Below are 21,846 nucleotides of genomic sequence, written 5' to 3' on the forward strand. Positions count from 1 at the left end.
GAATATAACTAAATCGCTGTTAGCTGGGGGTTAATTTGCTCAATAAACTCATGAATACGCGCAGCATTTTTTCCTAAATCACTCTTTCCGACTCGCGACTTACTACGCACATCAACTAACGTGATACCTTGCTTGCTTTTGATTCGAATAACCACATCATCTTTAAAACCAAACCACGCAGTGGTGTCGGTCGCTTCAATAATACCTTGTGATGGATCGGCACTCACTAATTCCCATCCTAACTGCTCAACGGCATTTTTAGCCACGCCAAACACTGTTTTTGTATTATCCGTGTACTTCAAGGTAACTAGTTCAGGGTACGCTTTTAACTGCTGAGCTGCGGTTTCGGCACCTGCATATTCAACAGGGTTTGGGGCATCCACGCGTATTGCAGCAATTGCTACAAACTCTGGTGGTGCTGCAACATCCGTTGAAATATCATGAATTGGCGGTACGCCTTTGGCTTTATTCATTAAGCTCAATGGCATAGCCACTGCGACAATGGCAAAAACAGCACTCACAATTGTTGCTAACCAATTAATGTTTTTACGCATAAATAGTAGTTGCACAGCCAATAATACTAAACCGGCAACGCCTGCATACACACCAAAGCGAATACCTGTAAACGCGGTACTTAAATCCAATATATGCCATTTATATAAAGGCCCAGGTAACAGGACTAACAAAATAGCCAATGCACATACAAAACTAACAAGCGCTTTCATTTACGATCTCCGTACAACTATTGAAATGGTTTTAAATCTAAACACCACAATACCTGCTTTTTGTCACTAAAGATCATTTTTTATCACTGTTGAAAGTATTTATTTGCTAGCAAAAAGTTGCATTCCCCATGAAGTTGCTAAAACCAAACATTTATACACTTACTTTCAAACCGAACACTGGTAATACTGACTGCTTAAATGTAAAATTCCTCCATTAAAATTAGAACGTTCCTATTCGAGTAAGAACGCTTCAATCTAACACCATATTTTAAGATCTAAGTTCACCGTTTTTTGGATAAGACGCTGTCTTATTTTTATCATACAATTGCGGTTTAATTCATTCTTCAAAATTGTAGTTCTCAGCTTTTTATTAAATAAATCATTTACATTTTTATCGTCTATCTTTTTACAAGGGTTATCTATGTCAGCTGATATCAGCGCAGCCACTAATACGTTAAGTACGACCGCTATTTTGTTAGTACTTGCTCTGGGCACTTTTATTTTAGGGTTATCGGAGTTTTCGATGATGCCTATGTTGCCGTTATTCAGTGAAACATTTGCCGCAACGCCAGCACAAAGTGGTTATACCATTAGCGCCTATGCAATTGGCGTCGTGATTGGTGCCCCAGTATTTATGATCACTACAGCTAACATGCGAAAACGCAATGCCTTACTATTGTTTGTGTCGATGATGTTTGTATTTAACGGCTTAAGTGCATTTGCAAATTCATTAGAGCAACTTATATTATTTCGTTTTTTAAGCGGTTTACCCCATGGCGCTTATTTTGCCGTAGCTATTTTATTAGCTGCAGATATAGCACCTAGTAATAAACGTGCTAGTTTCATGTCTAAAGTATTTATGGGGCTGACCATCGCTACGATTGTTGGTGTGCCAATGGTCACCTTAATCGGGCAAAATTTTAGCTGGCGTTATTGTTTGGCTGGCACCGCAGTTTTGGCACTTGTTGCTTTAGTACTTATTGTAAAATATATCCCAAATACAAAAAATGCAGCTCCTTCGTCGTTATTAAGTGAGTTAAGTGTATTGAAGAACAAGCTTGTTTGGTCAATATTAGGCATCATTATTGTTGGCTTTGGGGGCGTATTTTGTATTTATACCTATATTGCAGATACAATTTTAGTAGTCACCCATACACCAGCCTACACCATCTCAATCGCAATGGTGATGTTTGGGGTTGGCTGTACGCTAGGAAATTATGTACTAGGTAAAGCAGCGGATCATTCCCCGCTTAAAACGACCGGTGCAGCATTAATAGGCGCTATTATTTTTGCTGTAAGTTACGTACTTGCAAGCCAGCATATTTGGCTACTTTATGCAGTCATATTTTTTATTGGCTTTAGTGTAGGATTGGGCACGGTTATCCAAACTATGTTAATGGACGTATCTCCACATGGCCACGCAATGATTGGCGCACTTGTACAATGCGCATTCAATACTGCAAATGCAATTGGTCCTTGGGTTGGTGGCTTAGCTATTGCACAAGGCGCTCTACCGAATCAAACCGGTTATGTGGCAGCTGCTTTATTTAGCGGTGGCTTTATCATGTGGTTACTCAGTGCATTACAAATGACTAAACGAAAACCGCAATTAGTTGCCCAATAAATAAACTACACTCTGCGTATTGGTCGTGCTTATGCTTCTTCATCTTGAAAAATATCTTCAATTGTTAATTTAAATAACCGAGCAGCTTTAAACGCAAGCGGTAAACTAGGATCAAACTTACCTTTTTCAATCGCATTAACCGTTTGCCTTGATACATCGAGTAACTCTGCTAGTTTTGCTTGCGTTAAATTATGCTCTGCACGTAACACTTTAAGGCGGTTTTTCATTCCTCTTCCTCTGTGCCAAGCTGTTTAGTCATTAGTACAACACACACGAAATAAGTTATCCCCATAAACATCACTAAGTGAGAAATACCTTGTCGTAACGAAATGACCCCACTCGTTTGCAATACCGAATAAGCTAAGCCGAAAACTAAACTGCCACCTAAGGTAATCGCCATCGCATTTAAATGTAGCCGTTGCTGCAATTCATCCAAGCCTGATAAATGACGTTTATTTGCCATAATCATCATTATCCCCGCGCATATATTTATTATCACCGCCACTATGCTAAATAATGTATTCGTTTCAGCCCATAATGATCCCGGCCCTATTGACGCCAGCGCCAACGTTAAAACCCATCCCAAAGTCCACTTTGCTAAATAAATTGTATTGAGTTTGTTGCGTTGCTTGAATGTCAATCCTGTTTGTTGCTTCATGATCCTACCTTCTTAGTCAAGTAAACTTGACCAAGTGTTGTCAATGCCAAACAAAAAGTCAAGCAAGCTTAACATAAAGTCATCTAAGTCATACATAAAGGTTTAATATAGCGAGTGAACATTAAACTCAGAACATTGTATTAACTTACTGCTTACAGTAGGATTAAACTAAACTATTAAGAACACCTCAATTTCAACAATAACAATAATGAGCCCAGCATGAGTAAATCTGTTTTCTTTGTTGGTGAATGGCAAGTAAATCCGGCCACCAATAGTCTAAGACGAGGCGCGCAACTCAAACAGCTTGAGCCCAAAGCGATGGATGTTTTATTGTTATTATGCGAAAAACAAGGAGAATTAGTTAGCAGTGAAGAGATCATTAATCACTGTTGGGCTACGGTCGCGGTAGGCGATAATCCCCTACACAAAGTCATCACGCAATTACGTAAAGCATTTGATGACAAAGCCAATGAGCCGCAATACATAGAGACAATCCGTAAACGCGGCTACCGCGTTATCGCCAAAATAGATTTCCCATTAAATGAAGAACAAAAAGCAACTCACGCAAAATGGCAAGGTAGCTCCCCCTTTGTTGGCTTAAGTGCATTTACACCCAATGAAGCGAAAGTATTTTTTGGTCGAACAAAACAAATTACCACGTTGCTACAACGCGTATCAGCACAAATAAGTTATGGCCGGGCTTTTAGTTTATTGCTTGGCGCTAGCGGCTCAGGTAAATCATCACTGGTCAATGCAGGTATTTTGCCCGCATTAATGAGTGAGTCAGGTTTTGATGGCTTTCGAGTTGAGTCATACTGTCAGCTTGATTTTGCTGATATAACTAAAGGCCGACTATTACTCGATTTAGCCTCTACCCTACTTGATTTAGAAATAAACGATGCTCCCGTTTTCAGCAACATGAGTGCCGAAACTCTGAGCGAGTTATTACAAAACACACCAGAGCACGTCATTAGCTACTGCCAAACGGCTTTAAGCCAGCAAAACAGCGATATTAAACCCTATTTGTTTTTATTTATTGACCGGTTAGAAGTATTACTTTCATCGCCCATTTTTAGTGAGTCAGAGCGCAGCCACTTTTTATCAATTATAGAGTTACTAGCAACCAGTAACTGCATGATTATATTTAGCGCCTGTCGAAATGACTTTTATCCACACGTGGTTAATCAACCCAGCTTAATGGCAGGCAAAGCCAATGGCGCCCACTTTGATTTACTGCCACCAACCCGCTCTGAGCTTAAGCAAATGATCCGCCTACCGGCTTTAGCCGCTGGGCTTAGTTGGCAGCTTGATCCTGAGCACCAAACACCACTGGATGAAACTCTCTGTAACGACACCGCCAATAACCCCGATGCCCTGCCAATGTTGCAATACACCTTGCAACAACTGTACTTACAACGCAGCGAAAACGATGAGCTATTAGTCTCTGAATATCAAGCATTAGGCAACATAGAGGGCGCAATTGGCCAAAAAGCTGAGCACGTATTTACGCAGCTGCCAAAACAACAGCAAGCACAGCTCAGCATGGTTTTATCAAAACTAATTACCCTGCATGTCGATGGTGAGACCCTCACTAGCCGCGCTGCACGTTGGGATGAGCTCACCGATCCTGCACAAATCCAGCTTGCACAAGCGATGGTCGATAGCCGCTTATTTGTATCTCACCTTAAAAATAACCAAGCCTGTTTTAGTTTGGCTCATGAAGCACTACTACGTCATTGGCAACGAGCAATCGACTGGGTAAAAGAGCACCAACAAAGCTTAGCCATTAAAAGTCGCTTACAAATCACCACCGTTCGCTGGTTAAACGAACAAAAGCACGGCGATTATTTATTAGCCCAAGGCAAACCACTGCAAGAAGCACAAAGCCTTGTTAATAATGCTATGTTTAGCCTCTCCCCTGACGAGCTTAGTTTGATCAAAGCATCAAATAGCCGAGCAAAACGTAAAAAAAGAGTGTTGCAAGCCACCGCAGTTGCACTTATTTTGCTTAGCTTTATTGCCAGTTTTATGAGCGTGCGCAGTTACCATGCAGAGCAAATAGCCCAACAAAAGCGTTTAGAGGCAGAAAGCCTACTCGGTTTTATGGTCGGAGAATTTGCCGATAAATTGCGTAGCGTTAAACGCATGGACTTACTTGATGGGATTAGTAATAAAGCGCTGGAATATTTTACTAACCAACAGGATAACGACTCGTTATTTAATTTCACCGATAACCAAGCTGACTTTAACAACCGCTTTCAATATGCACAAACCCTTGAGGCCATGGGCGAAGTGGCCTATTCCCGCGGAAAAACAGACGAAGCCTTTACCGCCTTTGAAAACGCCCGCATTCGCCTTGAAACATTATTAATAGCACAGCCAAACAATTTAGAGCTGCTAACCCTTGCAGGTGCCAATGCCTTTTGGTTGGGCCAGTTAAGTTATGATAAAAATGATTACGTTACCAGTGAGCCACTGTTTAAAAAATACCACGCTTACAGTGAGAAAATGTATTCATTAGCAGCCAATGATTTTAACTCCATTATGGAGCTGTCGTATTCCCATAACTCATTAGGCTCCCTGTATTTAAAGCAACTAAACTATACTGCTGCAAAGCAAAGTTTTACGAAATCGCTAACCCTGAAAAACAAAGCCCTTGAGCTTAAACCCAATAATAAAAACTTATTGCGAGATAAAGCAGATACGATTAGTTGGCTTGCCAGTATTGATGAAAGACTCGGTAATTTGAACGAGGCACTAGCAATGCTTGAACAAGCCAGTGATCAGCTAAATGCCTTACTTATACAAAAGCCTGATGATGCAAGTATCCTTAGCGACATATTTAATATTTACATGCAACAAAGTTATCTTTTAACTTATTTCACAGAACAAAATAACGCTTATTTAAATTCCGAAAAAGCAATGCTTACAATAAGCAAAGCACGTATACAAGACCCTGAAAATGAAAATTTCAAACGTAAATATTACACAGCGCTGTCATATCAATTAATGTTACTAGATATAAATAAGACAAGTAATAAAACGGATGAAATTATCAGTTATATTGATAGTAATGGCCTTTCAAACACAAGTGTTGTTAACATGCAAATCAGCTTAATACACTACTTTATCAATCGTGGTAACTTCGAGAAAGCTGAAAGCCTTTTATTTAAAATTGAAAATAACAGTTATTTTAACGAAGCAATTAATGATGCAGCAGAAATAGAAAACAACACTGACCTTATAAAAATATACTTAATAAAAGCAAAACTAGCGAAAGACAAACTAGCCAAACACGCTTTATGCCAAGAAATTATACACACTATAGAGAAAAATAATAATGGAAGCAAAAGCATAAAGTTAATCTACCCGCTCGTGCAAGCTTACAGCTGCTTAAACAAAGCCAATAATATCAGCAGCATCAAAAACAAATTAACCGAATTAGGTATAACTAACTTTGATCTATAAGAAATAATAAGAAGGTACTACATGATCGAAAGTCAAACTTACAATTTTACAGTAAATATTGTACTCGACAGCAATAATGAAGCGATATTTACTTACTTCCAAGATGGCCAACAAGTATCAGGTGGTGGCACAGTTAACGAAAGAAGCTGCCTAGGCATTTATACGTTAAATGAGACAACTTTTGAACAAGGTTTTAAGTTTACTAGAGCCAAGTTTACTAATATTGAAGGGGAATGTGCTCAAGATTTTAGCTATCTTGTAACTGACGCTGGTAAAACTATTCAAATTTCAGATTCAGATGAAAATAGCGGCACAGCTTGTATGATTTTCACTGCAAAGTATAACGGTGATAACTATGAAAGCGCCGATCCACAAATCAAAAATGAAGGGTAAAACTAATTTCGAGAGGCTTTGTCACAAAGCCTTTCAAATAAGCTATGTTAAGCAGCGCCATTCTAACAATGAATAAAATACTTCTACCTGTAAACATGCGAGCAGGAAGCAACACTAAAACAAGGCATTATTGCTCTGTAAGAGCGAAAAATTAAGCCTGAGCCCAGTCTGCAATCAACAAACCTAAACAAGCAAGATCCTTAGCGTTTGAATGTTTCAATATTTAAAATAAAACATTACAATTCAACATATTAAAACCAGAAGGTTACCAGAAGGTTTATTTGCATTTTTTTAAGTAAATTTATAGACACCAAAACGTATGCGAAAGCGAAGGATCAAACGTGTCTAAGCAAACAAACAACAATAACCAAATACTTAGTGTAATTAAGCAATCCGCAACAACTGGTAAAAGCCTTTCAACCTGCCTCTCTCATTTACAGTTTGGTGCTTTAATTGAATTATTCAACGACACCAGTGAAGGTATTTTTATCATCGATGAGCAAGGCACCTTTGAGTTTGTTAATCCGATGGCGGCACAACTTTTAGGTAACTCTCAGCAATCATTGATTGGGCAAAGCTTGCTACAGTTTTTACACGAAACTGATCGCGACAAATACATGTATACGTTACTAAACTGGTTAGATATAAAAGATACTCGCCTTAACTTTGGTCCTAATGAAGTAAAAATAAATAAAGCGGATGGCAGTATACTGGAAGCCGATTTATCTATTTCTAATATGCCAGAAAGTATAGCATCTGCACAAAAACTTTATGTCTGCATTCTACATGATTTAAGTATTCACAAAGCGACATATAACAAATTAAAAGTACAAGCATCTACAGATCATTTAACTGGGCTTGCTAATCGTTTCACATTAGATGAATCATTAAATAAATATTGGTCAGAAAGCATTCAAAGCCACCAGCCATTGAGTAGTATACTCATTGATGTTGATCACTTTAAAAAGTTTAATGATAGCTATGGTCATATTAAAGGCGATAAGTGTTTGCAAAAAATAGCTAAAGTGATTTTACAATGTATACCATCAAGAGACTGTTTAGCAGCTCGCTATGGCGGTGAAGAATTTGCGGTTATATTACCGCGTTGTAATCGTGACAGTGCCAGCGTTGTTGCTAAACATATTCAACAACAAATTAATGCCATGACATTTACAGATATTGGCTTACCGCCAGAAGTTAAGATTAGTGTTAGCCAAGGTATTGCCTGCGAATTTAATAATCAATATCGTACTTGTGAAGCGCTTATATGCGCTGCAGATACTGCATTATATAGAGCAAAGTCAGATGGCAGAAATAAAATTAGCATTAGTATTTAGTGCCAAATAGTAATTTAAATAAATCTTAGTGTTGCTGTAAGTTTGCTTTAAGCTGATTATAAAGCGTTAAATGGTGCGGGCGCAAATACGCGTGATCCACCGCTGCTAGCCACTTTATAGCCTGCTCATTATCTGCAGCTTGCCAATTCACCTGTGCCAACCTTAACTTATAGGTTGCCTTTATAATGTCATCGCTTGGGGTGACCATATTGCCTAATGCTGCAACATAGTATTTATTTGCTTGCTTATACTCTGAGAGCAACTGATAAGTACGAGCTAAATTGCCTTGCGCTACAATAATTTTATTTTGATGCTGTGTGGGGTAAATCCAGTCAAGTGCTTGCTTGCGGCTCTTTCTAGCATTTTCTAGGTCACCAAGAGCATGGTAAGCATTTGCCTTATTAGAGTGTAATTCAAAATTGAAAATGGGGTCTTTACTTTTACCAAATTTTCGTTCGGTTTTTAATAGCATTTGGAAAGCAGTTTCTTTATTACCAAATACATACTGTAAATTAGCCAACTCCAGTATCCGCATTGGATCTGAAAACGATTCATACATTTGTTGTATATCGTTAAAAGCTTTAGTTGCATATACTTTTGCGCGTTCATTATCATTGTAATAACGTAACATTTTGGCGTAATAAAAATACGTTTGCACTTTAAAAACTTTAGGTAAATCATTTCGATCTGCAAAGGGTTCAACAACAAGCTTTAAGCTTGCGTAGTCATTTTTGTCATAGTAATAATCAAATAAATAAGACTTAGCTTTATACCATTGGGTTGAGTGTAACGCCGATTGCTCGATGACTTCATTTATATAGGTTAAGCACTCTTTTTCGGGTTGCTGTAAGCAAAACTGTTCGTGATCGCTAAAGTGCTCAGATGCATTTATGCTGATTGAAAAGAGCCATATCAAAACAATAAGTACACGAAAAGTTTTTTTCATAGCTTAGATACACGTTTAACGTAGTAAAATAAACCTAGATTAAAACATACTTGCATAAAAAAATTAACAAATATTACTCTATAGAATAGTTTTACCATTATTATTCATAACAAAAACACTCGCCATGAATAAAATAAGCAATTACTAAAGCATAGTAATTGCCTAAATCAGTAAAAATTAATTAAGCTGGTACGTATAGCCAATACCTAAGTTTTGGTCAGAGCCGTAATCATTATTTTGAGTTGCACCAAATACTTTAATCTTTTGTTGTTTATCAATTTGATAACTCGCACCTAATGCAGCAAAGTAGCCAGAGTAATCATCAGAACCCATTGAATAGGCTGCAGCGGTGATAAGCGTCCAATTTCCTGCTAATGGTTTTAATGCAAAAGCTCCTAAATACCCGCCATTAGTTGCATTTGGAACCAACACCCAGCCATCGGTAGAGGGCATATCAATGATTGGGCACTGGTTAGTATCTAGCTCACAGGCTATATCACCTTCGGTGTGACTATATCCGCCCATAGCAAATATTTGCCAACCCATCGGCTCTATATCAAAGTAGCTCAACGGCATGAATGTGCCCACACTGTAACTGGTTTTTTCAGCACCATGATCAAAGGATTGCTTACCAAAGTTAAAATTAACGATGCCTATATCAAAAAGCCATGAGCCACCAAATCGCCACTCTTCACTTTCTAAGCTAATACTTGCATTTAACTTTCTAACTGGGTCTAAACTCAGTGAGCCACTGATTTGCACTTCATCAGTATAGGTTGCGCCCAGTTGTGTAACTACTTTTGTGGGATCTTCCGAAAGTTTGTTATCCTCAGCTACAGTACTGTAACTTGGTAGAGCTAACACTATAGCCGTTATTAACTTTGCCGTTAATTTTATACTCATCCTGTTTCCTTTCAACTTAATAATTAAAGTAATAATAGACTGCCTAACCCTAAGAATGTCACAAAGCCAACAATATCGGTTACAGTAGTTAAAATTACCGAGCCTGATAACGCCGGATCGATTTTCATTTTATCTAAAATCGATGGGATCACTACACCAGATAAAGAAGCTGCTATTAAATTGAGTAAAATAGCGACTGTAATAGTAATACTCAGCATCACATCACTAAACCACACATACGTAAGTACACCTATAACCATAGCCCATACACAGCCATTTACCGCACCAACTCGAAGCTCTTTTTTAAGTAAAGCTTTTCGGTTTGAATCTGTAACTTGGCCAAGTGCTAAACCACGTACAATAACGGTAAGTGTTTGACTGCCAGCAATCCCCCCCATTGAAGCTACCACAGGCATTAATACTGCAAGTGCAACAACTTGTTCAATTGTCGCACCAAACAAGCCAATAAACCACGACGCTAAAAATGCCGTGGCTAAATTAATACCTAGCCAAATCCCTCGGTTTTTAGCACTTTTGCGTACGCTGGCAAATAGATCTTCGTCTTCGCGTAAACCACCGGCTTTAGCTGCAGCTTCATCGGTTATTTCTTGACGTAGTTCGTAGGCTGAAGTGACTTTTAAGCGACCAAGTAATTTGTTATCGACATTCACTACAGGCATTGCCATTCTTTCACTGTGGATCACCACTTCCGCAGCTTCATACAAGTCATCATCAGCATGTAAAGATGCCACATCATGTTCAGCAAAACTAAGTAGTGTGTCCGAATCATTCGCTTTAAATAATGCATTGACTGACACCTGACCAATTAAGGTGCCTTTTCGACTCACCAAATAGATCACTTCAGTATATTGCGGTAAGCCTTTTTGTAATATTTTACGCGCTCCCGCAACAGTTAGCTTTTCTGATACTTTAATGGCATCAAAATCAAGCCAGTGACCCAATTGTTCTGGATTGTATTGCTGCGCTAATTCGTATTGCTTAGTTTGCACTTCATCGAGCTGTTGGCGAGCATATTCAACAAAGCGCTCCGGGATAACCTCTTCAAGCTCGAGTAATTCTTCAACACTGACTTCATCAAGTAATTTAAAACCCGCAGCTTCATCAAGAGACTGTAATAACCAACGACAGCTGTCTGCGCCTAAATTTATAAATATTTCGTGTTGGGTATCTTCATCTAATAGCTGCCAAATATCTAAACGCTGCTCTTTTGGCAATGCCTCAAACAATAATGATAAATGCTCAGTTGAGAGAATTTCTTTAGCATCGGCTAAAAGTTTGTTTTTGCGCTCTGTGGTATCGCATTGCAGAAGCTCATCAATAAGCTGAGGGAGTTGGTCAACTGGGTATTCAATCATGTTGAAGCCTTTGAATTTAACTACTTTGTAGTTAGTTTACCTCAGCTTGAAAAAATAGTTTGAGAAATTTGCAACCTATTCCCCACAACCAAATTAGTCGTGGGGAATAATTAATTATTTAAACCAGCCTTGTACTCGCTCCATCAATAAGTAATTAACGGGTACTAATAACAAGGTAATAAAAGTTGCGAAGATAATGCCAAAACCAAGGCTCACCGCCATCGGGATCAAAAACTGCGCTTGTGTGGCTTTTTCAAACAACAGTGGCATTAAGCCAATGAAGGTAGTTAAACTCGTTAGCATAACGGGGCGAAAACGGGCTGCACCAGCACGTTTGACCGCTTCAAGTAAATCACCACCTTCACTGCGCTTTTTGTTTATATAGTCAACCAATACCAGAGAGTCGTTCACGACAACACCAACCAGCGCAAGCATGCCAAGCATACTCATAATGGTTAAATCCATCCCCATGATCCAATGCCCCATCACAGCACCTATCATACCAAATGGGATCACGCTCATGACAATTAGCGGCTGCAAGTATGACTTAAACGGAATTGCTAGTAAGGCATAAATAATAAAGAACACAAACAACAAGCCCCAAGCAAGTGAGCCAAATGACTCGCGCTGCTCTTTCGCCTCCCCCTCTAAGGTGTAATTAACACCAGGATATTGCTGTACTAGCTCGTCTAAATACCCTTTAAGGTCAGCTTGAAGAACCGTCATATTGGTGTTGTTTTTCTCAACATCGGCGGTGACATTTAATGTTCGGTAACGATCAATGCGACGAATACTCGACGGACTCTCACCGGTTACTAACTTTGCAACATGGGATAACGGCACTGTGCCACCATCAGGTAAGTCAATTAAAATGTCAGTTAAATCTGCCACTGAGCGACGCTCATCCAATGGTAATCTCACCATCACACGGACATCGTCACGGCCACGCTGAATACGTTGTGCTTGCGAGCCAAAAAACGAATTACGAATTTGCTGTAATACATCAGTACGATTTAGGCCAAGTGCTAAACCTTGATCGGTCAGCTCAACTTGCAGCTCTTCTTTACCATCTGACAAACTATCTGCAATTTCAAATACTGTAGGATAAGTGGCTAAACGCAGTTTGATTTTCTCAGCGACGGTTTCCAGTGTTTCAATGGTACTGCCTGACAGTTGTACATTGATTGGATCTGAACTTCGGCCAATTTCAGCCCTAAAGGTCATGCTTTCAACCCCAGGGATCACACCAATTAAATCACGCCATTCACTCGATAACTGCTGCGATCCAATATCTGAGTCGCGCTCTTCAGCAGGCGTGATTTCAAAACGCACTGAACCTGTATTTGACGCACCACCACGCCCCCCGGTACTTGCCAAGATATTAAGAATTACACTCTCGCCGTCTTCATCACGGTATTTATCTTGTAACTCTTTAGCTTTATCTGACATCAGCACTATGTATTTGTTAGTCACTTCAAATGGTGTACCAGCTGGGAAAGTGATATTAGCTCGCACAGTTTCACTTGGGATCCGCGGGAAAAATACAAACTTAGTCCAACCACTCGATATAAGCGTTAAAATTATTAAAAATATGCCAACAAACGAGCTTACCGTTGCCAGCTTATTTTTCAGCGCCAAGTTCAAGATCGGCTGGTAGTACTTCATAATCGCCATTTCAAAACCATCTGCAAAACGCTGCTGTAGTCGTTCTAATTTAGACGGCTCAGATTTTTGGTTACGTAATTTGATGTATTTTAAATGCGCAGGTAGCACAAATTTAGATTCAATTAACGAGAACAGTAATACCGGAATAACCACTACAGGAATTTGTGCAAACAAAGCACCACGGCCACCTTCAATAAATGCTAACGGTAAAAATGCCGCTACCGTTGTTAAAACACCAAAGGTAACGGGCGTTGCAACTTCTTGCGTACCGCGAATTGCTGCTTGCTCACCCGACTCGGCGGTTTTTAAGTGAGTGTAGACATTTTCACCGGTGACAATCGCATCATCAACAACAATACCCAGTACTAAGATAAAACCAAATAAGCTCATTATATTGAGCGTTATACCAAACAACGGCATCGCTAAAAATGCGCCCATAAAGGATACAGGAATACCCACAAACACCCATATCGCAATAGCTGGGCGTAAAAATAGTGTCAGTAGTGCCAGTACTAAAATACCACCTTGAATCGCATTGGTTGTTAGTGTGGCAATACGACCTTTAACAATTTGCGAATCATCGTCCCAATAACTGAGCTGAAAGCCTTGTGGTAGGCTATCTTGCTGTTCATTAATGTAGTCTTTTACTGCATCAGCCACACCAATAGCACTTTGCGGGCCAATACGATAAACATCGATAAATGCAGCTTGTTTACCATTAAAACGGGTGCGTACAGGGGTTTCTTCAAAGTCATCAGTAATACTGGCAATATCACCTAAACGAATAATAGTGCCATCAGCTTGTTGTTTAACAACAATTTGAGCAAACTCATCTTTACGATAGGCCTGACCTTTTGAACGAATAAGTACTTCACCACCTTCGGTTTTTAAGTTACCCGCAGAGACATCAGTACTTGAACGAGAAATCGCAGATGAGATTTGCGCTAAGCTTAAATCATATTGACGTAATATATCTTGGCTTACTTCAACAGCAATTTCGTAATCACGCACCCCGCTTAGTTCAACTTGGGTAATTAACGGAATACGTAGCAAATCATCACGTACTTTTTCAGCATACTCGAGTGTTTCTTTTTCACCATATTCACTCGAAACCGTTACCGCTATTACTTCGCGTATACGTTGGTCAAGGGCAACAACGGGCTTTTCTGCATCCACTGGGAAAGTATTAATGGCATCAACTCGGCTTTTTATATCAGCCAATAAGTCTCGCGCATCGTAGCCTGTTTCAACCTCAATGGTCACTGACGAGGAGCCTTCAGAAGAGCTGCTAGAGATTTGCTCAATACCTTCCAAATCTTGTACCGCTTCTTCAATGCGGATAGTAACACCTTTTTCAACATCTTCAGGAGTGGAACCGCGCAAAGTTACTCTTACGCTAATCCGATCCGCTTCAAATGAAGGAAAGACTTCTAAAGGTATTTGGGTTGATAAACTAAATAGCCCAGCCAATACAATACTAATAAGCAATAGATTGGCGGCTACATGGTTTTTAGTAAACCAGGCTATCATTGCTTAGCTCCTTGGCCGCGAGCTTCGCGACGCTGCTTAATTAGCTCTTGAACTGAAATGCCTTGCTCTTTAGCCATAGCTTCCAGTTGCTCTTTAGTTGGGCGCTCACCTCGGCCTTGTTTATTACCACGCGTACTTTGGTAAGCTTGCTCACCCATAATATTTACTTGGGTACCTGAGCTCACTTGACCAAGCGGTGTAATAACTAAGTTGTCGCCTGCTTTTAGACCCGATGCAATAATTGCATCATTGGCATTTTGCCATCTTAAGGTGATGTCTTTACGTTTTAAGACACCTTGCTCTGCAATATACACATAACTGCCTTGGTAAATAGCACTGTTTGGAATGACGATAGCATCTTGTACTTCAACACCTTTAATTTGCGCCGTTATATATTGGCCAATTTTAATTGGGTATTGGTTATTAGCAGTTGCTTTGTATGGATCATTGATTTGACCAACGACATAAAGCTGCTGAGCCGATGAATCAATCGCGCCCTCAGTACGTACTACTTGCCCTTGCCATTGTTGCAAGCCAACCAGATCAGAACGAAAAACTACCGGTGAACCTTGCTCATTACTCACCCCATCACGAAATTGTTCCGGTAATTCAACAAAAGGTAAGTCTTTATTTTTAATCGGCAAACGAATTTCAACGCTGTCGATAGCATAGATAGATGCAAGCTCTGTATTATTATTAACGACTTGCCCTAAATCGACACTGCGACTTAACACTCTACCTGCATAAGGAGCGCTAATTTTTGTGCGTTCTAAATCAAGTTCAGCCTTTTCAAGTTGCGCTTGTGCTGATAACACCTCAGCTTGCGCTGCTGCTAATTGTGGCTGACGTAGCACTAACGAACTTGCTTGTTGGCCATTACCTAAGCGCTGCCAGTCCGTCTGTGCTTGATTGCCACGCGCTTCTTCTTCTAACAAAGCTTGTTGCGCACTTAGTAAATTAGCTTGTGCAGATTTGACCTCGGCACGATGATCTCTATCATCTAATTCAAGTAGCACTTCACCTTTATCAAAAAAGCCACCTTCACGAAATCGGTCACTAATTTTAATGATTTGCCCAGATGCTTGCGACACTAACATACTTTGTGTTCGCGGTTTTACAGTGCCAAAGCTATTGATCATTATTTGATACGGCTTAGCTTCTAGTGGAGAAACAGCCACAGTGACATTTGCTTTAGGAGCAGAGCCAAAACGTCTGGTTTCAGGTGGGTTACCTTTAATAACGACAATCAACGTCGCAGTAACTGCAATTATAATAGTTGGAATTAGAAATTTACGAAGTTTGCTGTTCATAATTATTGCTCTTCTGACTCTTGGTTAGGCTCGGAAAAATCGCCACCAAGGGCAATATGTAGCTTTATTCTATTTAGGATTAATTGGTTTTTGATATTGATCACTGAGTTTTGCGCAGTAAAGGAACGATCTTGCGCATCTAATACGGTTGTGTAATCAACTAAACCACTTTGATACTGTTCAAACGAGAGCTGCTCTGCTGTAATAGCATTGGTTTGTGCTTCGAGGGTTTTCTCGTATCGTTGCTGCAGTGACTGCTCTTGGGTAATCGCATTTTCCACATCACTAAACGCATCGTATAATGACTCAAGATAAACTTGCTCTTGACGTTTCACTGTCAAACGCGCCTGCTCTTCATTAGCAGCTAAGCGACCGCCATCAAATATTGGCATAGCAATGCTGCCCACTAGCGACCACGCTAAACTTGAAGGCGAAAATAAATCGCTAACCCTATCAGTGCTATCACCTAATGACGCAGTCAGATTTAAGCTAGGAAATCGTTGTTTGTGAGCATAAGCTAAACCAGCATCCGTGCTTAATAATTGATACCAACTTGCCATTAAACTTGGTTTACGAGTGATCAGCTCCGATGGCAGGCCGATAGGAATGGGGTTATCGAGTAAAGGTAAATCAGCATCAACGCTCAATGCCCCTTTCGGGTATTCACCAGTTAAACGCTCGAGTACACGAATTGATTCTGTTAAGGTTGCTTGCTGCTCGGCAATATTAGAGCGTTCAGTGTTGAGTTCATTACGAGTCAAATACACATCCAACGCTTCATTAAGCCCTTGGCGATAACCCGACTCAATAATCGAAAGATTTTGCTCTGCAATTTTTTCTCTTTGTTTATAGAGTTCTAATAATTGTTGAGCGGTGATCACATTGAACCAACCACTTACTACATCAGCAACAAGCTGTTGACGAGCTTGCTCAAAGCTTGCCTTCTCTGCCAAGTATTCTAAGTTTGCTTGTCGCTCTGCTGCTGAAAGCTTGCCCCATAAGTCAACTTCATAACTCAATCCAATATCCGCTGAACTTGCGTTGTTATAACTAACAGGGCGGTTATCTTTACTGCGGCTTGTACGTGCAGATAAGTCTAAGCTTGGCCAAAGCGCAGCACCCGTTGCTAGTAGCTGCTGTTGCTTTATTGCCACATCAAAACCTGCTTGCAATAGCGCTTGATTATATTTAAGCGCTTGCTCCACAAGTGCAAATACTTGTGGGTTTTCTAGTTGCTGCAACCAATTATCAGCAACAACCGCAACGATCTCTTTACTAGAATTTTGCTGCCAGTTACTTGGCAGTGTTTCGAGCTGTTGCACCCGCTCTTGTTGAGTTGGTGAGGTTGTGCATGCGCCAATAAACAACATAGATAATGCAACAATACTCGGCTTTAATTGCCCGTTCATGTTTTACCCTGAATACATCTTTTACTGAGTGTAATTCAATCACTCAAGCCTTAATAGCTCAACTGACTTTACATAACATTACAAACTCTTAGCATACAATGCGTTAAAGTGCTGGATTAGTAAGATAAAAGGTTAAAATTTCGGGTTTCGGGTTTCGGGTTTCGGGTTTCGGGTTTCGGGTTTCGGGTTTCGGGTTTCGGGTTTCGGGTTTTTCAAGATTAGAAAATAACTGTAAATCTGAAGCAACAGGTGAGGCTGTTTTTTTACTGTTAACTACCTTAGTGAAAAAACAAAAAAGCCCCGCATTTTCATGCAGGGCTTTAATATAAATGGTGCCTCGACGCGGAAAAAATTGTCAGGAACAATTTTTAACATCCGAAGGATGGCCCGCAGGGCAAAATACATGGATGTATTTTGTAACCGAACGTAGTTCGATGACGCATACACCTAAGTATCTAACAATAAATGGTGCCTCGACGCGGAATCGAACCACGGACACGAGGATTTTCAATCCTCTGCTCTACCGACTGAGCTATCGAGGCACATTAACTGTGCTGATTCACCGTGAGTTTAACAGTAAATCTAAATAAATGGTGCCGACTAACCGAGTCGAACGGATAACCTGAATGAATTACTGATTACAAGTCAGTTGCTCTTTTCAAATTATCTAAATAAATAGTGCCGACTAACCGAGTCGAACGGATAACCTGAATGAATTACTGATTACAAGTCAGTTGCTCTTTTCAAATTATCTAAAATAAATGGTGCCGACTAACCGAGTCGAACGGTTGACCTACTGATTACAAGTCAGTTGCTCTACCAGCTGAGCTAAGTCGGCACACTAAACTGTGTGCTAAGGCACGTATCAATTTTGAAGATTGATAAACTTAAATAAATGGTGCCTCGACGCGGAATCGAACCACGGACACGAGGATTTTCAATCCTCTGCTCTACCGACTGAGCTATCGAGGCACATTAACTGTGCTGATTCACCGTGAGTTTAACAGCAAATCTAAATAAATGGTGCCGACTAACCAAGTCGAGCGGATAACCTGAATGAATTACTGATTACGAGTCAGTGCTCTTTTTCAAATTATCTAAAATAAATGGGCCGACTAACCGAGTCGAACGGATAACCTGAATGAATTACTGATTACGAGTCAGTGCTCTTTTTCAAATTATCTAAAATAAATGGTGCCGACTAACCGAGTCGAACGGTTGACCTACTGATTACAAGTCAGTTGCTCTACCAGCTGAGCTAAGTCGGCACACTAAACTGTGTGCTAAGGCACGTGTAATAATGTTTTAATCATTTAATTTAAACACTATTACTAAAACAATGGTGCCCAGACGCGGAATCGAACCACGGACACGAGGATTTTCAATCCTCTGCTCTACCGACTGAGCTATCTGGGCGTGCGGCGTATTAAACTGGTTTTGCCCTTTCAAGTCAACTTTTTTTTATTCTTTATAACTGTTTGCACAGTTTTCAAACAAAGCGATTAATAAATATAAAGTACGCTGTTTTTTGCAGCAATAACTTTTTATTTTGGGCACTACATAGGTATTTCAATGATGCTTTGTTTATCTAGGCACTAAAAACGTAGTGAATTATTTCTGGTAAATGATAGGATTGATTTCAAGTACAGAAGCGACTGTTTAGATTGCGGTTGATAATAGACAAGTTGGATAATAAATGCAGAGTAAATTTTCTTCTCCTGTAAAAGGCCTGTTGCCTCTTTTTATAATTATAAACCTAGCAGTAACCGCACTCGCTGTAGTTGCGTACTCCTTTTACCCCACACAAAATGCTAACGCAGAGCAAAACTCCGTAAGCTTACTGCAGTTAGCCGAGCAACTAGATACACCTTTAGTAAACGCATTAACTCGCCCAGGGCAAGATAATGCAAACAAACTACTCGATTTAAGTGTCGCACTGAATGCTGAGTTTGATTATTACTTATATAGATATACTCCAACAACACAAGCACAATTAGTTTTCGCCAGTAATGAGTCAGTAATTGCAGCTGTGAAACTAAACCAACACTCAGTTGAACAAGGTATTATTCACCATCAACTAAACTTAAATGATCAACCCGTTGGTGAATTGATTATTAAACAAAAATCCAATTCATCAGCCGTGTTGCCCCAACACTCTTCAGTATTCTCAATGGCTATTGCTGGATTTGCTGTTGTCAGCTTATTTTTACTGGCACTGTTTTTTAATGCTTACCTCAATAATCGGATCCGCAAAAGCAGTGACATGCTTGCCCATGAATTAGAAAGCATTACAAAATCTAACAGCTACAACACCAAAGTCGATGAGCAACTAGATATTGGCCTTGATATTGTGGCAAAAAATATCAATCAGCTATTATTACAAGTACAAAACGCAATTAGTAATAATGATATCGCTCAACGAGATTTACAGAATCTACAAAGTAGCCTTGAAACGGAAGTACAAAACCGTACCTTAGCACTTGAAAATGCAAGCCAAAGAGCTGAACAAGCCAGCGAAGCAAAAACCACATTCTTAGCAACTATGAGCCATGAAATACGTACGCCAATGAACGGTGTTATCGGCACAATTGATTTATTAAGGCAAACCGAACTAAATGGCGCGCAACATCGCTTAACTACGATTATTCGTGAATCGGCCTTTTCTTTATTGGGGATTTTGGATGATATTTTAGACTTTTCAAAAATTGAAGCCGGTAAACTCAACATCGATCCAACGCCATTTTCAGTGTCAGATACAATCGAGGAAGTTGCTAGAGTATTATCATCTGTGGCTAAAAAGCGTCAATTAGAATTAGACCTCGCTATCGCTCCCGATATACCAGTTAATTTAATCGGTGATACGGTACGTGTCCGCCAAGTACTTTATAACTTATGCAGTAATGCAATTAAGTTTACCAGCAGCAATGATGACCGCGTAGGCTATGTGCGCATTTCGGTAGAAGTAGCACAAAATACCACAGATCACTTCACCTTACGTTTTACAGTAAGTGATAATGGTAAAGGCATGAGTCAAACTCAGCTTCGGGAAATATTTAATCCATTTATTCAAGCTGAAGGCTCTATCACCCGTGAATACGGTGGTACTGGTTTAGGCTTATCTATTTGTAAAAGTTTGACCGAGCTAATGCTCGGCTCAATCAGTGTTACTAGCAACATCGGGATTGGTAGTGATTTTGTTGTAGAGCTGCCATTTAGTACAGAAAACAAAATTAAATATGCTCATAAAAACACATTAAAAGATCACCGAGTTGTACTTGTTACTGAGCACCCAACCAGAAAGCAAACTTTAAATCGTTACTTATCATTTATGGGTGCTAGAACAATTACAGCACAAACGGTAGAAGAAATTGAACAGCATCAAGACACTCACGGTATTATTTGGGTGCTTGATGGTGTTGATACTATGGATAAGACCAACTCTTTGCTACGCCGATTATTGTATACGCTTGAAGATAATAACCAGCAAGTTGTGGTACTTAGTAAGTTAGACGAAACAGCTATTAACCATAAAAACATTTTTTACCTAAATGCCGCACCACTGTGTAAATCAAACTTTATGATGTCCCTGTTGGTTGCTGCTGGCCTTCACACACCTAGAGAAGTTAAACCAGTTAAAACCCTTAATAACTATTTAAATATTGAACAAGCTCGCGATGAAAACAAGCTCGTACTACTTGTTGAAGACAATATTTTAAATCAGCAAGTACTCACTGACCAATTACATTTACTCGGGTTTGGCGTAGAGGTTGCTGAAAATGGTGAAGAAGGCTTAAAAATGTGGCAAAGCGGCCATTACCCATTAATTTTAACTGATTTACACATGCCTAAAATGTCAGGCTATGACATGGTCGAAAAAATCCGTGATGAAGCCGCTCAGCTAGAAGATATAAATGCTCAACCTTATATTATCGCTGTAACAGCAAATGCCCTTAAAGGTGAAAAAGAACGCTGTTTAAACGTGGGAATTAATGACTTTATTACTAAACCGGTTGAATTAAATACACTAGAAGCAACCCTTAACAACTGGAGTAATGTAAGCAAGCAAGGACCTGTCGTAGCAACACAAAATAAGCCTACAGCACCGATTAACCTAGAGATGCTTGCCAAATACATTAACAATGATGAAGCAAAACAATTACGCTTCTTTAAAATGTACTTAGAGCAAAGTCACATTTTAGCTAAAGAAATTAATACTGGTGTGATGACTGCTGATTATGAAATAATTATCTCAGCTTGCCATCAGTTAAAATCAATATCGAAAACCATTGGTGCTGACAAAGTTGCCGAGCTCGCCAGTGACTTTGAGAGCCATTGTAAAGAGCAAGACTTAACCAGTGATCAATTAATTGAATTGCGTGATAATTTAGAAATTGAATACTCTCGAGTTGCGCAATATTTAAAAGAGCAAGTACGTAACGCCCAAGAGCAAGATGACCTGATTTAATAGCAAGCATTAAAAAAGGGCTTCAGTAGCCCTTTTT

Annotated in this window: 14 protein-coding genes and 5 tRNA genes; 5 read left to right on the top strand and 14 right to left on the bottom strand. The window is 39.7% G+C overall.

Annotation, left to right across the window (positions count from 1 at the left end; translation table 11 throughout):
• Positions 1-8: 8 nt before the first annotated feature.
• Positions 9-725, bottom strand: coding sequence for a DUF1499 domain-containing protein (locus KAN5_RS10030; protein ID WP_244389647.1), 717 nt, complete (start codon positions 723-725; stop codon positions 9-11).
• Positions 726-1,146: 421 nt separating this feature from the next.
• Between KAN5_RS10030 and KAN5_RS10035 the strand changes: the two genes are divergently transcribed.
• The gene (locus KAN5_RS10035; protein WP_016709811.1) at positions 1,147-2,349 is read left to right on the top strand and encodes an MFS transporter; all 1,203 of its coding nucleotides are present in this window, start codon (positions 1,147-1,149) and stop codon (positions 2,347-2,349) included.
• Positions 2,350-2,378: 29 nt separating this feature from the next.
• On the opposite strand, the gene KAN5_RS10040 is transcribed toward KAN5_RS10035, so the two are convergent.
• The gene (locus KAN5_RS10040) at positions 2,379-2,576 is read right to left on the bottom strand and encodes a helix-turn-helix transcriptional regulator (RefSeq protein ID WP_016709812.1); all 198 of its coding nucleotides are present in this window, start codon (positions 2,574-2,576) and stop codon (positions 2,379-2,381) included.
• On the bottom strand, positions 2,573-3,007 hold the full coding sequence (locus KAN5_RS10045) for a hypothetical protein (RefSeq protein ID WP_016709813.1): 435 nt from the start codon (positions 3,005-3,007) through the stop codon (positions 2,573-2,575). Before KAN5_RS10045 ends, KAN5_RS10040 begins: the two co-directional genes overlap by 4 nt.
• Positions 3,008-3,226: 219 nt before the next feature.
• Here KAN5_RS10045 and KAN5_RS10050 point away from each other — a divergent pair, with 219 nt between their 5' ends.
• The 3 genes from KAN5_RS10050 to KAN5_RS10060 all read left to right on the top strand — a co-directional run bounded on the left by KAN5_RS10050 (position 3,227) and on the right by KAN5_RS10060 (position 8,205).
• Complete coding sequence (locus tag KAN5_RS10050; RefSeq protein ID WP_244389648.1) at positions 3,227-6,475, top strand: winged helix-turn-helix domain-containing protein; 3,249 nt, start codon at positions 3,227-3,229, stop codon at positions 6,473-6,475.
• 21 nt (positions 6,476-6,496) lie between these two features.
• Positions 6,497-6,868: a DP-EP family protein gene (locus KAN5_RS10055; protein ID WP_244389649.1), complete on the top strand. Its 372-nt coding sequence runs from the start codon at positions 6,497-6,499 to the stop codon at positions 6,866-6,868.
• A 341-nt stretch (positions 6,869-7,209) separates the two neighbouring features.
• Positions 7,210-8,205 carry a sensor domain-containing diguanylate cyclase gene (locus KAN5_RS10060; RefSeq protein ID WP_016709816.1) on the top strand — a complete coding sequence of 332 codons (996 nt, stop codon included), beginning with the start codon at positions 7,210-7,212 and terminating at the stop codon, positions 8,203-8,205.
• A gap of 25 nt (positions 8,206-8,230) precedes the next feature.
• Here the strand turns inward: KAN5_RS10060 and KAN5_RS10065 are convergent, their stop codons facing one another.
• The 11 genes from KAN5_RS10065 to KAN5_RS10115 form a co-directional block, all read right to left on the bottom strand.
• Entirely contained in the window at positions 8,231-9,151 is a 921-nt protein-coding gene (locus KAN5_RS10065; protein ID WP_244389650.1) for a tetratricopeptide repeat protein, read from the bottom strand.
• 177 nt (positions 9,152-9,328) lie between these two features.
• A complete protein-coding gene (locus KAN5_RS10070) occupies positions 9,329-10,054 on the bottom strand; it encodes a hypothetical protein (protein ID WP_244389651.1) in 726 nt (241 codons plus the stop codon).
• Between the two features lie 23 nt (positions 10,055-10,077).
• Complete coding sequence (locus KAN5_RS10075) at positions 10,078-11,430, bottom strand: magnesium transporter (RefSeq protein ID WP_016709820.1); 1,353 nt, start codon at positions 11,428-11,430, stop codon at positions 10,078-10,080.
• Positions 11,431-11,544: 114 nt separating this feature from the next.
• Positions 11,545-14,625, bottom strand: coding sequence for an efflux RND transporter permease subunit (locus tag KAN5_RS10080; RefSeq protein ID WP_016709821.1), 3,081 nt, complete (start codon positions 14,623-14,625; stop codon positions 11,545-11,547).
• Positions 14,622-15,935, bottom strand: coding sequence for an efflux RND transporter periplasmic adaptor subunit (locus KAN5_RS10085; protein WP_244389652.1), 1,314 nt, complete (start codon positions 15,933-15,935; stop codon positions 14,622-14,624). The genes KAN5_RS10080 and KAN5_RS10085 overlap by 4 nt, the downstream gene beginning before the upstream one ends.
• A gap of 2 nt (positions 15,936-15,937) precedes the next feature.
• Positions 15,938-17,344, bottom strand: coding sequence for an efflux transporter outer membrane subunit (locus tag KAN5_RS10090; protein WP_138553789.1), 1,407 nt, complete (start codon positions 17,342-17,344; stop codon positions 15,938-15,940).
• A gap of 466 nt (positions 17,345-17,810) precedes the next feature.
• A tRNA-Phe gene (locus KAN5_RS10095) sits at positions 17,811-17,886 on the bottom strand.
• A gap of 220 nt (positions 17,887-18,106) precedes the next feature.
• Positions 18,107-18,182, bottom strand: a tRNA-Thr gene (locus KAN5_RS10100).
• Between the two features lie 58 nt (positions 18,183-18,240).
• Positions 18,241-18,316: transfer RNA gene (locus KAN5_RS10105), tRNA-Phe, on the bottom strand.
• Between the two features lie 220 nt (positions 18,317-18,536).
• Positions 18,537-18,612, bottom strand: a tRNA-Thr gene (locus KAN5_RS10110).
• Positions 18,613-18,684: 72 nt separating this feature from the next.
• Positions 18,685-18,760: transfer RNA gene (locus KAN5_RS10115), tRNA-Phe, on the bottom strand.
• A 280-nt stretch (positions 18,761-19,040) separates the two neighbouring features.
• Between KAN5_RS10115 and KAN5_RS10120 the strand changes: the two genes are divergently transcribed.
• Positions 19,041-21,809 carry a hybrid sensor histidine kinase/response regulator gene (locus KAN5_RS10120; protein WP_244389653.1) on the top strand — a complete coding sequence of 923 codons (2,769 nt, stop codon included), beginning with the start codon at positions 19,041-19,043 and terminating at the stop codon, positions 21,807-21,809.
• The last annotated feature ends 37 nt before the right edge of the window (positions 21,810-21,846 follow it).

The organism is Pseudoalteromonas sp. KAN5 (assembly GCF_022846535.1).
Taxonomy (GTDB): Bacteria; Pseudomonadota; Gammaproteobacteria; order Enterobacterales; family Alteromonadaceae; genus Pseudoalteromonas; species Pseudoalteromonas haloplanktis.

Excerpts from the sequence above, each read along its gene's own strand:
- KAN5_RS10085 (WP_244389652.1), bottom strand. The coding sequence starts at position 15,935 with ATGAACAGCAAACTTCGTAAATTTCTAATTCCAACTATTATAATTGCA.
- KAN5_RS10075 (WP_016709820.1), bottom strand. The coding sequence starts at position 11,430 with ATGATTGAATACCCAGTTGACCAACTCCCTCAGCTTATTGATGAGCTT.
- KAN5_RS10065 (WP_244389650.1), bottom strand. The coding sequence starts at position 9,151 with ATGAAAAAAACTTTTCGTGTACTTATTGTTTTGATATGGCTCTTTTCA.
- KAN5_RS10055 (WP_244389649.1), top strand. The coding sequence starts at position 6,497 with ATGATCGAAAGTCAAACTTACAATTTTACAGTAAATATTGTACTCGAC.
- KAN5_RS10045 (WP_016709813.1), bottom strand. The coding sequence starts at position 3,007 with ATGAAGCAACAAACAGGATTGACATTCAAGCAACGCAACAAACTCAAT.
- KAN5_RS10035 (WP_016709811.1), top strand. The coding sequence starts at position 1,147 with ATGTCAGCTGATATCAGCGCAGCCACTAATACGTTAAGTACGACCGCT.
- KAN5_RS10040 (WP_016709812.1), bottom strand. The coding sequence starts at position 2,576 with ATGAAAAACCGCCTTAAAGTGTTACGTGCAGAGCATAATTTAACGCAA.
- KAN5_RS10030 (WP_244389647.1), bottom strand. The coding sequence starts at position 725 with ATGAAAGCGCTTGTTAGTTTTGTATGTGCATTGGCTATTTTGTTAGTC.
- KAN5_RS10080 (WP_016709821.1), bottom strand. The coding sequence starts at position 14,625 with ATGATAGCCTGGTTTACTAAAAACCATGTAGCCGCCAATCTATTGCTT.
- KAN5_RS10050 (WP_244389648.1), top strand. The coding sequence starts at position 3,227 with ATGAGTAAATCTGTTTTCTTTGTTGGTGAATGGCAAGTAAATCCGGCC.
- KAN5_RS10090 (WP_138553789.1), bottom strand. The coding sequence starts at position 17,344 with ATGAACGGGCAATTAAAGCCGAGTATTGTTGCATTATCTATGTTGTTT.
- KAN5_RS10070 (WP_244389651.1), bottom strand. The coding sequence starts at position 10,054 with ATGAGTATAAAATTAACGGCAAAGTTAATAACGGCTATAGTGTTAGCT.
- KAN5_RS10120 (WP_244389653.1), top strand. The coding sequence starts at position 19,041 with ATGCAGAGTAAATTTTCTTCTCCTGTAAAAGGCCTGTTGCCTCTTTTT.